This is a genomic window from Halarcobacter mediterraneus (genome assembly GCF_004116625.1).
Classification (GTDB): Bacteria; Campylobacterota; Campylobacteria; order Campylobacterales; family Arcobacteraceae; genus Halarcobacter; species Halarcobacter mediterraneus.
Genome location: NZ_NXIE01000001.1, coordinates 451826 through 464698 on the forward strand (window position 1 = coordinate 451826; position 12873 = coordinate 464698).

11 protein-coding genes and 4 tRNA genes are annotated in these 12873 nt (G+C 28.7%); 12 read left to right on the forward strand and 3 right to left on the reverse strand.

The window, feature by feature from the left end:
- The first annotated feature begins 7 nt into the window (after nt 1-7).
- Both metG and CP965_RS02370 read left to right on the forward strand, forming a co-directional pair.
- The gene (gene metG, locus CP965_RS02365) at nt 8-1957 is read left to right on the forward strand and encodes a methionine--tRNA ligase (RefSeq protein WP_129060427.1); all 1950 of its coding nucleotides are present in this window, start codon (nt 8-10) and stop codon (nt 1955-1957) included.
- Nucleotides 1957-2952 carry a peptidoglycan synthetase gene (locus tag CP965_RS02370; protein WP_129060428.1) on the forward strand — a complete coding sequence of 332 codons (996 nt, stop codon included), beginning with the start codon at nt 1957-1959 and terminating at the stop codon, nt 2950-2952. Before metG ends, CP965_RS02370 begins: the two co-directional genes overlap by 1 nt.
- Here CP965_RS02370 and CP965_RS02375 read toward each other — a convergent pair.
- Nucleotides 2949-3605, reverse strand: a complete 657-nt coding sequence (locus CP965_RS02375; protein WP_129060429.1) for a S24 family peptidase — start codon at nt 3603-3605, stop codon at nt 2949-2951. The two genes, CP965_RS02370 and CP965_RS02375, sit on opposite strands and share 4 nt — an antisense overlap.
- A 318-nt stretch (nt 3606-3923) precedes the next feature.
- On the opposite strand from CP965_RS02375, the gene CP965_RS02380 reads away from it, so the two are divergent.
- Genes CP965_RS02380 through pckA form a run of 4 tightly spaced genes read left to right on the forward strand, consistent with a single transcriptional unit; the run spans nt 3924 to nt 8940 of the window.
- Nucleotides 3924-4172: an OadG family protein gene (locus CP965_RS02380; protein ID WP_129060430.1), complete on the forward strand. Its 249-nt coding sequence runs from the start codon at nt 3924-3926 to the stop codon at nt 4170-4172.
- A gap of 5 nt (nt 4173-4177) precedes the next feature.
- Nucleotides 4178-6001, forward strand: a complete 1824-nt coding sequence (locus CP965_RS02385) for a biotin/lipoyl-containing protein (protein ID WP_129060431.1) — start codon at nt 4178-4180, stop codon at nt 5999-6001.
- Between the two features lie 25 nt (nt 6002-6026).
- Nucleotides 6027-7343: a sodium ion-translocating decarboxylase subunit beta gene (locus CP965_RS02390; protein ID WP_206732233.1), complete on the forward strand. Its 1317-nt coding sequence runs from the start codon at nt 6027-6029 to the stop codon at nt 7341-7343.
- 19 nt (nt 7344-7362) lie between these two features.
- Nucleotides 7363-8940: a phosphoenolpyruvate carboxykinase (ATP) gene (pckA, locus tag CP965_RS02395; RefSeq protein WP_129060432.1), complete on the forward strand. Its 1578-nt coding sequence runs from the start codon at nt 7363-7365 to the stop codon at nt 8938-8940.
- A gap of 30 nt (nt 8941-8970) precedes the next feature.
- Here pckA and CP965_RS02400 read toward each other — a convergent pair whose 3' ends face one another.
- The gene (locus tag CP965_RS02400) at nt 8971-10002 is read right to left on the reverse strand and encodes a bifunctional 3,4-dihydroxy-2-butanone 4-phosphate synthase/GTP cyclohydrolase II (RefSeq protein ID WP_129060808.1); all 1032 of its coding nucleotides are present in this window, start codon (nt 10000-10002) and stop codon (nt 8971-8973) included.
- A gap of 125 nt (nt 10003-10127) precedes the next feature.
- On the opposite strand from CP965_RS02400, the gene CP965_RS02405 reads away from it, so the two are divergent.
- The 6 genes from CP965_RS02405 (at nt 10128) to CP965_RS02430 (ending at nt 12709) form a co-directional block, all read left to right on the forward strand.
- Nucleotides 10128-10202 (forward strand) — tRNA-Gln (locus CP965_RS02405).
- A gap of 12 nt (nt 10203-10214) precedes the next feature.
- Nucleotides 10215-10291, forward strand: a tRNA-Met gene (locus CP965_RS02410).
- 21 nt (nt 10292-10312) lie between these two features.
- A tRNA-Met gene (locus CP965_RS02415) sits at nt 10313-10389 on the forward strand.
- 73 nt (nt 10390-10462) lie between these two features.
- Nucleotides 10463-10539 (forward strand) — tRNA-Thr (locus tag CP965_RS02420).
- A gap of 35 nt (nt 10540-10574) precedes the next feature.
- A complete protein-coding gene (locus CP965_RS02425) occupies nt 10575-11264 on the forward strand; it encodes an alpha/beta fold hydrolase (RefSeq protein ID WP_129060433.1) in 690 nt (229 codons plus the stop codon).
- Nucleotides 11265-11278: 14 nt separating this feature from the next.
- Entirely contained in the window at nt 11279-12709 is a 1431-nt protein-coding gene (locus CP965_RS02430) for an ATP-binding protein (protein ID WP_129060435.1), read from the forward strand.
- Here CP965_RS02430 and CP965_RS14080 read toward each other — a convergent pair.
- Nucleotides 12682-12855: a hypothetical protein gene (locus tag CP965_RS14080; RefSeq protein ID WP_164970980.1), complete on the reverse strand. Its 174-nt coding sequence runs from the start codon at nt 12853-12855 to the stop codon at nt 12682-12684. The genes CP965_RS02430 and CP965_RS14080 overlap by 28 nt on opposite strands.
- Nucleotides 12856-12873 lie beyond the last annotated feature (18 nt).

Sequence of the window (12873 nt, forward strand, 5' to 3'; positions counted from 1 at the left end):
TATTTATATGGAAAAATCTTGTAAAAATGTTTATATTACTACACCAATTTATTATGTAAATGATGTGGCTCACATAGGTCATGCATATACAACAATAATTGCTGATATGTTAGCAAGATATTCAAGACTAACAGGGGAAAAGACTTTCTTTCTAACAGGTACTGATGAACATGGACAAAAGATTGCTCAAAGTGCAGAAGCTAGAGGAAAAACTGCAAAAGAGTATGCAGATGAAGTTTCTGGTAAATTTAGACAACTTTGGGATGATTTTGATATTACTTATGACAAGTTTATTAGAACAACAGATGAAGAACATAAAACTGGTGTTCAAAAAGCTTTTGAAAAAATGTATAACAAAGGCGATATATATAAAGGTGAGTATGAAGGTTTTTACTGTGTATCATGTGAAACTTTTTTTACAGAAAAACAATTAGTTGATGAAGAGTTTTGCCCTGACTGTGGTCGACCGACTACTATCGTAAAAGAAGAAAGTTTCTTTTTTAAATTATCTGCATATGAAGATAATTTAATTAAATGGTATGAAGAAAATGAAGATTGTATTTTACCAAGAGCAAAGAAAAATGAAATAATTAATTTTGTTAAAGGTGGATTAAAAGATTTATCTATCTCTAGAACTTCATTTGATTGGGGAGTTAAACTACCTGAATCTTTAAATGAACCACATCACGTTATGTATGTTTGGCTTGATGCTTTATTAAATTATATTACAGCATTGGGTTATGGTACAAATGAAGAAAATATGGAGTTTTGGCCAGCAAATATACAGCTTGTAGGGAAAGATATATTAAGATTCCACTCTATTTATTGGCCAGCTTTTCTAATGAGTTTAGACCTACCTCTTCCAAAACATATTGCAGCGCATGGATGGTGGACAAGAGATGGAGAAAAGATGTCTAAATCGAAAGGAAATGTAGTTGATCCTAAAGAAGTAGCTGATGCTTATGGGCTAGACGCTTTCAGATATTTTATGTTAAGAGAAGTACCTTTTGGACAAGATGGTGACTTTTCACAAAAAGCTTTAATTGATAGAATTAATTCTGATTTAGGGAATGATTTAGGGAATTTATTAAATAGAATATCTGGAATGAGTGGAAAATATTTTGATTTTAAAATTGATTCTAAAGATGTAAAAAAATATCACGAAAAAGAATTAAAAGAAGTAGAAGATATTTTAAATAATATAGAAAACTATATTTTCAACATGCAATTAAATAAGTACTTAGAAGATATTTGGAAAGTTTTAACTATTGCAAATAAAGCTATCGGTGATTATGAACCTTGGGCCAAAATGAAAGAAGGTAAAGAAGAAGAAGCAATGGCATTAGTAGCATTAATCACAAATATAATGGCTAAAGTTGCCCTACTTTTAGATTCAGTTATGCCTGAAAAAATTTCAAAAATAGCAAATTCTTTAGGAATAGAAATAAACACTGATACTTATAATAAATTAATAAAAAATAAAGAATTAATAGATACTACAACAATAACAAAAGTAGAACAACTTTTCCCAAGAATTGAAGAAGTTTTACTGGAACAAGCTAAAGTAACTGATATATCAAAAAGTGAAGTAGAAGAAAAAGCTTCAAAAACAGAAGAGATAGAAGAAGACAATTTAATTACTATTGATAAGTTTTTTGATACTACCTTAAAAATTGGAACAATAATAGAAGCAGAAGAAGTTCCTAAATCTAAAAAATTATTAAAATTAAAAGTAGACTTAGGTGAAGAAAACCCAAGACAAATATTAGCTGGAATAAAAGAATTTTATTCTGCTGAAGAACTAATAGGTACTCAAGCTTGTGTTGTGGCAAACTTAAAACCAGCAAAGTTAATGGGAATGATTAGTGAAGGTATGCTCTTAGCTGCAAAAGATGAAAATGGTTTATCTTTATTAAGACCAGAAGCATCTAAAAAGAATGGTACAAAAGTAAGCTAGTGCAAATCACATCTATTTTAGACATAATTGATGGAAGGTTATTAAATCAACCATCAATCTCTTTTATATATTCAATAAAAACTAATGTAAAAAGAGTAAAAGAAGGTGACTTATTTATTGTACAAAAAAAAGAAGACATTCCTTTAGCTCTAGAAAATGGTGCCTTTGCAATTGTTATTGATGAAGAAGTGGAGATATTAGATAATGAAATTGCATGGATAAAAGTAAAAAAACTAAATGAAGCAATAATAAAACTTATTAGATTTTTATTATCAAATAAAAAACTAACTGCTTTTTTTTGTAATACAATAAGCTTTCAACTTTTTAATATACTAAAAAAAACCACTTTACATTCACATATAAAAATAGTGCCTAATGACTTATCAAAGTTTTTTAAGTTAATTGATGAGCTTGAAGATAACGATACTATCATTTGTTCAAAAAAAGAGTTACTTGATGATATTTATCCAGTAAATTTTGATTTTAACACAAAGCATTATGAAATAAAAAACTTAATTGAACATTCAATCTTTGAAACTTCGTTCTCTTATCAAGATAGATATTTTTCAAAAGTAAAAATTTCAAGTTTATATCTAAAAGAATTTTTAGATGTTTATAGTTTTTTAGGTTTCAATGCAGATTTAAATAAACTAAAAAAATTTAATAATCTAAAACCAATTTTTGTAGATAAATTAATAAATCATACAGATTATGGAAAAACAGATAAATTTTTAATTGCACAAAATAATCAGCTCTTAATAGATCAAGAAATAAAATATTTAAAAAATAAATATAAATATGCAAAAATCTTATATCTAACATTAGAAGAAGTTGATGATAATACTAATTTAGACTACATCCATATTGATTCCTTAGAAGATTTAAAAAATATTCTAAAAAAAAGTCAATTTAATGCAGTCTATTTTTTAGGAATTGATTATGAAACACTTTATAATCAAATCTCAAAGCAAAATAATGGTCCTACTTTAATTTAATAAATCATTCCAAATGTACTTGTTACTTTACCAAGTACATTTACTTCACTTTTATCTAATATCTGAATGGGATAGTCTTTATTGTCCGAAATAATATCAAGTTTACCATCAACTCTTCTTTGTATTCTTTTAACAAAAAGTCCATGATTTGTTGTAAAAGCATAAATCCCATCCCTTGAAACATCTATTTTAGTTTTGTCTAAAAATATTATATTTTCACTATTTAATGTTGGTTCCATAGAGTCTCCCACAACATTAATTGCTTCAATATTTTTAAGATTTTCCTTCCCTCCTAACATATTTAAGAAATAAGGAGGTACTTCTAAACTTTCATATTCATCTATATTTTCAAAAGCACCTCCCCCTGCACTTACATTTACCTCAGGATAATATCTTATCCAGTATTTATCTGTTGAATCTACAAGAGAACCTGGATTTTGATTATATAGTAACCAGTTAATTGAAATCTTTTTTTTAGCACAGAAATCTAAGATATTTGAAAAAGGTATTTTACCTCGGTTTTTCATTGTTGCAAAATTCACTTGGCTTAAAGCTAAAGCACTAGCCACATCTTTATCAAAAATTTTTCCATTTTTGCCATCTTTACTGATTATATCTTTTAGTTTTTCTATAATTTCTGAAACATTTAGCATAAATACTCCTTTTTATAATTATATTACAAAATGCAATATTTTTCAAGAGTTTTTATTTTTTTTTATAAAATTTGTAAATAAAAAATAAAAGGAAGATAAAATGTCAGTAAAAATCAATAAATTAAGCACTTCTGTAATGAATTTAGTTTTAAAATTTGATAATTTATTACTAGAAATAGGTAAAAAAATATTATAAAAACTAATATAACCATTAAATTCCAAAATTTATCCTAAATACAGACAAAAATAAATTTTAATAAAGCAAACTTTCTATAGAATTGTATCACAAATTACACGATGGTAACCACGGGGAGTAATATGGAAACTAACTTAATTGCTGAAGCAGTCAAGTTTATGATTTTAGGTATGGGAATAGTTTTTCTATTCTTAATCGTAATGGTTTATGCATTAAAATTACAAGCTAAGATAATTGCTAAGTTCTTTCCTGAGAAAGAAGAAGCTAAACCTACTAAATCAAAAACTACACAGGCTTCAAATAATAATAACACTGCAAAGATAGCTGCTATTGTAGCTGCTGTTCAACATCACAAAAATCTAAAAGGTTAATTTATATGGCTAAGAAATATATTGATGTCATGGATACTACTTTTAGAGATGGATTTCAATCTGTCTTCGGAGGTAGAGTTTTAATGGAAGACTTCTTCCCTGCAGTTGAGGCTGCAAAAGAAGCTGGTATTACACATTTTGAATTTGGTGGAGGAGCAAGATTCCAATCTTTATTTTTCTACTTACAGGAAAATGCTTTTGAAATGATGGATAAGTTTAGAGAACTTGTTGGTCCTGAAGCAAATTTACAAACTTTAGCAAGAGGTATTAATACTGTAATGCTAGATACAGGTTCTAGAGAACTTGTTGAAATGCATGCAAAAATGTTTTCTAAACATGGAGTAACAACGGTAAGAAACTTTGATGCTTTAAATGATGTTCAAAACCTTGAATATTCAGCAGAATGTATAAAAAAATATGGTTTAAATCATGAAGTTGTTGTAACTCTTATGGATTTACCTCCAGGTTGTACAGGAGCACATGATGTTCCTTTCTATGAAAAAACTTTAAGAAATATATTAGATAAAGGTGTTCCTTTTGATTCTATTTGTTTTAAAGATGCTTCAGGTACATCTTCTCCTCAAAAAGTTTTTGATACTATAAAAATGGCTAGAAGTCTTGTAGGGGAAGACACTCATATAAGACTTCATACTCATGAAACTGCTGGAGTCTCAGTATCTTGCTATTTAGCTGCTCTTGATGCAGGAGCTGATGGTATTGATTTAGCTGCAAGTCCTGTAAGTGGAGGGACATCTCAACCAGATATTTTAACAATGATGCATGCAGTAAAAGGTATGAATTATGATCTTGGTGGATTAGATACTCAAAAAATATTAAAATATCAAGAAGTATTAAATAATTGTCTAAAAGATTATTTTATGCCTCCTGAAGCAACTCAAGTATCTCCTTTAATTCCTTTCTCACCTATGCCAGGTGGAGCATTAACTGCAAATACTCAAATGATGAGAGATAATGGAACTTTAGATAAATTTCCAGAAGTAATTAAGGCTATGAGAGAAGTAGTTGAAAAAGGTGGATATGGAACTTCAGTAACACCTGTTTCTCAATTTTATTGGCAGCAAGCATATGCAAATGTTATGTTTGGACCTTGGAAACAAATAGCGCCAGGTTATGGAAAAATGGTTTTAGGTTATTTTGGTAAAACACCTGTTCAACCTGATGAAGAAATAGTAAAATTAGCTTCAGAAAAATTAAAACTTGAACCAACTTCTGAAAACCCATTAGACATAGCTGATAAAGATGAAAAAAAGACTATGAAATATTGGGAGAATAGACTAAAAGAAGAAAGTCTAGAAACTTCAGAAGAAAATATATTCATTGCTGCAGCTTGTGATGAAAAAGGAATTGCTTTCTTAAAAGGAGAAAGTCCTTTAAATGTAAGAAAAGTTGATAATTCAACTTGTGAAAATGATAAAAATTGTGAATTAGGAGAAAATAACGGTATGAGTAATGCAAGTGGAAACTACACTGTTGTTGTAGATGGTCAAAAATTTAGTGTAAGTGTTGCTGAGGGTGATGCAGATATTCAAGTAACTCCAGTAGAAAATAAAACTTCTGAAGCTTCAACAACTACAAATACACAAACATCAGGAAGTGGTTCAGAAGTTCCTGCAACTGTTTCTGGAAACTTATGGAAGATGAATGTTAAAGTAGGAGATACTGTTAAACAAGGTGAAATTATAGCAATTTTAGAAGCTATGAAAATGGAAATTGATGTAGAAGCTCCTTGTGATGGAACAGTTAGTGCAATTTTAGCTAATCCAGGTGATGCCGTCGAAGAGGGTCAAGCAATAGCAACTATTAGCTAAAACATAAAAATTGGAGAAGTATTTAATGAATAAAAAAATAATAGCTTCAATGCTAATGTTATTTTTTACACTATTCACTGTAAACGCTTTAGCAAGTGCAAATACTGCACCTGCTGAAGAAGTTAAACATGAATATAGCGAAAAATCATTGGGACAACTTTTAGAATCTTTCTATAAGACTACTGGAATTTATGCATTTACAAATCCAAGTGATGATGTAATGACTTCAGAAGCTCATGCAGAAGATGCAAGACCAATGACTACTTTTGAACAAACTTGGGGTAGACTCATAATGATAGCTATTTGTCTATTCTTATTTTATTTAGCAATTGCTAAAGGATTTGAACCATTACTATTAATGCCTATTGCATTTGGTGGAATCTTAGCTAATATTCCTCTTGCAGGAATTGGTGGAGAAACAGGAATGCTTGGTATAATTTATAATATGGGAATTGCTAATGGATTCTTTCCATTATTAATCTTCATGGGTGTTGGAGCAATGACAGACTTCACGCCATTATTAGCGAATCCTAAATCTGCAATATTAGGTGGTGCTGCACAATTTGGAATTTTTGGTTCTCTTGTTGGTGCCGTTGCATTAGGTTTTGATTTACAATCAGCTTCTGCTATTTCAATTATTGGTGGTGCTGATGGGCCTACTTCAATTTTTATTGCAAATAGACTTGCTCCTGAACTATTAGGTGCAATTGCAGTTGCTGCATACTCTTATATGGCACTTGTTCCAGTAATTCAACCTCCAATTATGAAGGCTTTAACAACTGAGGCTGAAAGAAAAATAAAGATGCCAAAATTAAGAAAAGTTAATAAATTAGAAAACTTAACTTTACCAATTGTTATTTTATTGTTAGCAATTTTATTCTTACCAGAATCTACTCCTTTAATTGGTGCCTTTTGTTTAGGAAACTTTTTTAAACAATCAGGTGCAGTTGAGAGACTTTCTGATACAATGCAAAATTCATTAATAAATATTGTTACAATATTTTTAGGATTAGGAGTTGGTTCAAAATTAGCTGCTGATAAGTTTCTAGTATTAGAAACTTTAGGTATTATGATAATTGGATTAATTGCATTTGCAGCTGGAACAGCAGCAGGTGTTATTATGGCAAAAGTAATGAATAAATTTTCTTCAGAAGAAAATAGAATTAATCCATTAATTGGAGCAGCGGGTGTATCTGCTGTTCCAATGGCAGCAAGAGTTGTTAGTAAAGTTGGACAAGAGTATGATAAGTCGAATGTATTATTAATGCATGCGATGGGTCCAAATGTTGCTGGAGTTATTGGTTCTGCCGTAGCTGCTGGTGTATTATTATCAATATTTTAAATAGTAGGGAATATAGGAAATGTCTGAAATCAAAGACTCACTTGGCTTAAAGAATGTAGGTAAGGTATATAGAAACTTAGACGTTGATACTTTAATAAAGCACTCAGTTGAAAATGAAGGGGCTAAAGTCTCTTCAAATGGTGCATTAATGATTGATACTGGTATTTTTACTGGTAGAAGTCCAAAAGATAAATTTTTTGTTAATCAAGACCCTTCAAATAAATATATTGCTTGGGGAGATATAAATAGAAAAGTTTCTAAAGAAGTTTATGAAGATTTAGAAGTTGTTGCTAAAAAACAACTAGGTGGAAAAGATGTTTATGTAACAGATGTATATTGTGGTTCTTCTTTAGATAGTAGAAGATCTGTAAGATTTATTACAGAAGTTGCTTGGCAAGCACATTTTATTCAAAATATGTTTATTGTACCACCTCAAGAAGATTTAGAAAACTTTGAACCTGAATTCACTGTTTATAATGCTTGTAAAACTGTAGATATGGCATATGTTAGTCATGGATTACATTCAGAAGTTTTTGTAGTCTTTAATGTAGAAGATAATATTGCCTTAATTGGTGGAACTTGGTATGCAGGAGAAATGAAAAAAGGTGTTTTCTCAATGATGAATTACTGGCTTCCTTTAGAAGGAAAACTAGCAATGCATTGTTCTGCAAATATAGGAAAAGATGGAGATACTGCATTATTCTTTGGACTATCAGGTACAGGGAAAACAACTTTATCAACAGACCCTAAAAGAAAACTTATTGGTGATGATGAACACGGTTGGGATGATAAAGGTATTTTTAACTTTGAAGGTGGTTGCTACGCGAAAGTAATTAATCTTGATAAAGATTCAGAACCAGATATTTACAATGCTATTAAAAAAGGTGCTATTTTAGAAAATGTAGTTGCTGATGAAAATGGTGTAGTAGATTATACAGATTCAAGTAAAACAGAAAATACAAGAGTTTCATATCCTATAACACATATAGAAAACCATGCAAAAGATCTAAGAGGTGGTCATCCTAATAATATTATTTTCTTATGTGCTGATGCTTTTGGAGTATTACCTCCTGTATCAAAACTAGATAAAAGACAAGCAATGTACTACTTTTTAAGCGGATATACTGCAAAAGTTGCAGGTACTGAAAGAGGGATTACTGAGCCAGTAGCAACATTCTCTTCTTGTTTTGGTGAAGCATTTTTACCCTTGAATCCAACAGTATATGCGGAATTACTTGGTGAAAAAATTGATGAACATAATGTAAATGTTTATCTTGTTAATACGGGTTGGACTGGTGGCCCATATGGTATTGGGTCAAGAATGAGTATAAAAAATACTAGAGCTTGCATTGATGCTATTTTAGATGGTTCAATTGAGCACTCTGAATTTGAAACATTACCTATATTCAATTTAACTATTCCAAAAACATTACATGGAGTAGACACAGAAGTTTTAAATCCAAGAAATACTTGGGAAGATAAAGAATCATATGATGAAACTGCTATAAAATTAGCAAGTATGTATATAGATAATTTCAAAAAATACTTAACTCTTGAAAGTGATTATGACTTTACGTCAGCAGGACCTAAACTATAAAATATTAATAATAAATAGAGTGTTAGAAAATTAACACTCTATTTGAATTTCTTCAATAATTTCTAAACCAAATCCATTTAAGCCTACGAATGAGTGTTTCCCTCCACTCGTCATTAATTTAATTTTCTTAACATTTAAAGAGTTTAAAATCTGTGCGCCAATTCCATAATCTTTTTGAGACTCTTTATTTATTCTATCTTCATTAAGAAAAATTAGTAAACCACCTTTTTTTTGTAAGAAATTTATTGTTTTAAGCATTGAGTTCAATTTTTCATCATTTAGAAATAATTCTATATCAGGTATAACTGTATGAAATTTAATATGACTTATATCATTCAACTCTCCAAATTGAATTACTGTATGAATATGTCCTAAATGATCTTTAAACTCTTTTTTTATTACATCCGAATCAAAAAATTTTGATTGAGTACTTGATATTTCATCAACTAATTTTTCATGACTTAATCTATACTCCACCAAATCTGAAATATAAATTTGTTTCATTTTATGAGTTTTAGCAAAAATATCTAAATCATCTCTTCTTGCCATAGTTCCATCATCTTTCATAATCTCACAAATAACTGCTTCACCATTAAGACCTGCAAGTTTACATAAATCTACACTTCCTTCTGTATGACCTGTTCTTACTAAAACTCCTCCATCTTTTGCGATTAAAGGAAATATATGTCCAGGCTTTACTAACTCTGTTTTCTTTGAAATAGGATTTGCTAAAATCTTAATTGTATCATCTCTTTCACCTGCACTAATTCCTGTTGCTGCATCTGCTGCATCTACAGATACTGTGAAAGCTGTTTCATAAGAAGAAGTATTAGATTCAACCATAGGATTTAAATCTAATCTTACTGCTGTTTGTTTAGGTACAGAAACACAAATTAAACCTTTTGCATAACTTGCCATAAAATTTACTTTTTCTGGACTACTCAAAGCAGCTGAATAAACTAAATCTCCTTCATTTTCTCTATCTTCATCATCCAACATGATTACCATGTTACCTTTTTGTATCTCTTCTATAGCTTCTTTTACTCTTTGTATTGCATTCATTATATTCATCTTTCATTAAATAAAATTTTATAAAGTTTATATCATTATAGCAAAAATTTTAAAATTTCTTCTAAAAACCCTTGACAAAAGATTCAAAATTAACTATAATTTCGTCACTTAAAAAATGGGGTATCGCCAAGCGGTAAGGCACTGGTTTTTGGTACCAGCATTCGCAGGTTCGAATCCTGCTATCCCATCCATTTTAAGAGTATCGCGGAATAGAGCAGTCCGGTAGCTCGTCGGGCTCATAACCCGAAGGTCGTTGGTTCAAATCCAGCTTCCGCAACCAATTTTATAACTGATGTCTTATGTCAAGGTAGCTCAGCTGGCTAGAGCGCTGGTCTCATAAGCCGGAGGTCGAGAGTTCAAGTCTCTCTCTTGACACCATTTAAAATATCTCAAATCGTGGGATTGGATAGACATCAATTATGTTTCCCTTTAAATATTTATATATTTATTTGCTGGTGTAGCTCAGTTGGCTAGAGCAGCTGATTTGTAATCAGCAGGTCGGGGGTTCAAATCCCTTCACCAGCTCCACTACATTTTAATCGACTTTATTATACTATTTCATAATGAAAACAAAACTTTTTTTAATTCCAGGTTTAATGTGTGATAATAATCTTTGGTCTAAACTAAATATTCATAAAGAATTTGATTTAGTTTATCTAGAACTTCCTAGTAAAAACTCTATAAATGAAATAGTATCTTCTTTTCACAAACTTTTAAAGAATGAAGAAAAAGTGAATATTTTAGGTTTTTCTTTAGGTGGATACTTAGGATTATATTATTTATGTAAATACCCACATAAAATAGAAAAGGCTTACATTATCTCCTCAGGAATAAACTCTTTAGTAGAAGAAGAAATTAAAAATAGAAAGAACCTAATTAAATTAATTGATAACAATAATATAACTTCAATAAGTACCAAATCTATAAATAAACTTTTAGAAAATAAAAATGATTTACAAAATATTGAAATTATCCAAGAAATGTTTATAAACTTGGGAATAAAGACATATAAAAATCAATTAATTTCTACATTATATAGAAAAGATTTGTACCCTACTCTTTCTAAAACTAAAACTCCAATAAAATTTCTATATTCAGAAAATGACTATCTATTTAATAAAAATCAATTAAAAAAACTTATTTTAGAAAATCATAACATAGAAGAAAAAGTTTTAAATTCTAATTCTCATATGCTACCCTTAGAATATAATGAATTACTATCTAATGAGATTAAAAAGTTTTTTAAAAAATAAGGATATAATTCATAATGTTAAAAATAAAAAGTCTAAAAAATTTATATATTACTTATTCAATTGTTTTTTTATCTCTTGTTTTCTGGGCATTTTTTGCCTTCACTACAATGAATCAAATGATTTCTACTCAAAAAAAATATGCAAAGATAATAAATATAACAGGTAAACAAAGAATGTTATCACAAAGAATAGTTTTAATGGCAAAATTTTATTATGAAGAAAATGATATTTATTATTTAGATGAAACAATGAAACTTCTATATGAAATGAAAGAAGATTATAAGTTTATTACATCTAATTTCACCTCAAAGAATATTAAAAATATATATTACACAGAAAAACAAATCAATCTTTTTACAAAAAGCTTTTTTAGAATAATTCAATCCTATATAAAAAATCCTCAAAAGAATAATCTTCAAAATTTAGAGACATATTCTAATATTTTACTTCCAAAACTTGATTATGCAGTAAAATCATATGAAAAAGAAAGTGATAATAGCATTGAAAAACTAAAAAAACGAGAATTATTTATTCTTTTAGGTACTTTATTAACATTACTACTTGAAGCTATATTAATTGTTCTCCCATCAATTTCTTTTAATAAAGAAAAGGAGGCACAATTAAAAAAGTTAAATAGACAATTAAAAGAAAAAATAGATATAGAAATAAATAAAAATAAAGCAAGAGACTTAATAATTCTTGAACAATCAAAAAAATCGACTATGCAAGAAATAATTAATAATATTTCTCATCAATTAAGACAGCCATTGTCTGTTATTTCAACGGTAATTAGTAGATTAAAATTGAAAAAAAGAAATGATGTAATTACCTTAAAAGATTTAGACTCAACAATTAATATAGCTCTTAATAACTGTAATTCATTATCTAATTTAATAGAAGAGTTAAGAAGCTTTTTTAATGAAAATGAAAATAAATATTATACATTTAAAGAAGCGATTGACAGAGTTAAACTTTTCTTATCACATAAATATATTGATAAAAGAATAGAAATCATAGAAGAAATACAAAATGTCTCATACAACAAAGACTTTAGTAAGCTAGTACAGATTATTTTCAATATTCTAAATAACTCAATAGATGCTTTAGAGCATAAACTATCAAAAAAATATATATTTATAAATATAAAAACAAAAAATGATTTAGTTTTTATACAAATAAAAGATAATGCAGGTGGTATCGCTGAAAATATAATAAATAAAGTATTTGAACCATATTTTACAACAAAAAATAAAGACTATATTGAAAGAGGAATAGGATTATATAGTAGTAGGCAAACAATAGAAACAATTTTTAAAGGTAAAATCATGGTTTCTAATGAAACATATTCTTATAAAAATAAAAATTATATAGGTGCTTGTTTTACTGTAGTTTTACCTAAAATAGTTACAGAAGAAGATTATTCTTCCTCTTCTGTCATTTTATGAATTGCTTTCTTTGTTGCTTTATAAGCCTTTTTAGTCTCTGTTTTAGTTGTTTTCCAAGCATCTGAGGAGTCTTTTTTTACTCCTTTCCATGTAGCACAAGCACTAAATAAAAAAATAGTGCTAAACAAAAGTAAAAAAGTTTTCATATTTGTCCTTAAAATAAT

Bases quoted from the DNA above. Each gene is read 5' to 3' on its own strand.
- CP965_RS02375 (WP_129060429.1), bottom strand. From the start codon at position 3,605: ATGCTAAATGTTTCAGAAATTATAGAAAAACTAAAAGATATAATCAGT.
- CP965_RS14080 (WP_164970980.1), bottom strand. From the start codon at position 12,855: ATGAAAACTTTTTTACTTTTGTTTAGCACTATTTTTTTATTTAGTGCT.
- pckA (WP_129060432.1), top strand. From the start codon at position 7,363: ATGTCTGAAATCAAAGACTCACTTGGCTTAAAGAATGTAGGTAAGGTA.
- CP965_RS02430 (WP_129060435.1), top strand. From the start codon at position 11,279: ATGTTAAAAATAAAAAGTCTAAAAAATTTATATATTACTTATTCAATT.
- metG (WP_129060427.1), top strand. From the start codon at position 8: ATGGAAAAATCTTGTAAAAATGTTTATATTACTACACCAATTTATTAT.
- CP965_RS02385 (WP_129060431.1), top strand. From the start codon at position 4,178: ATGGCTAAGAAATATATTGATGTCATGGATACTACTTTTAGAGATGGA.
- CP965_RS02400 (WP_129060808.1), bottom strand. From the start codon at position 10,002: ATGAATGCAATACAAAGAGTAAAAGAAGCTATAGAAGAGATACAAAAA.
- CP965_RS02390 (WP_206732233.1), top strand. From the start codon at position 6,027: ATGAATAAAAAAATAATAGCTTCAATGCTAATGTTATTTTTTACACTA.
- CP965_RS02425 (WP_129060433.1), top strand. From the start codon at position 10,575: ATGAAAACAAAACTTTTTTTAATTCCAGGTTTAATGTGTGATAATAAT.
- CP965_RS02380 (WP_129060430.1), top strand. From the start codon at position 3,924: ATGGAAACTAACTTAATTGCTGAAGCAGTCAAGTTTATGATTTTAGGT.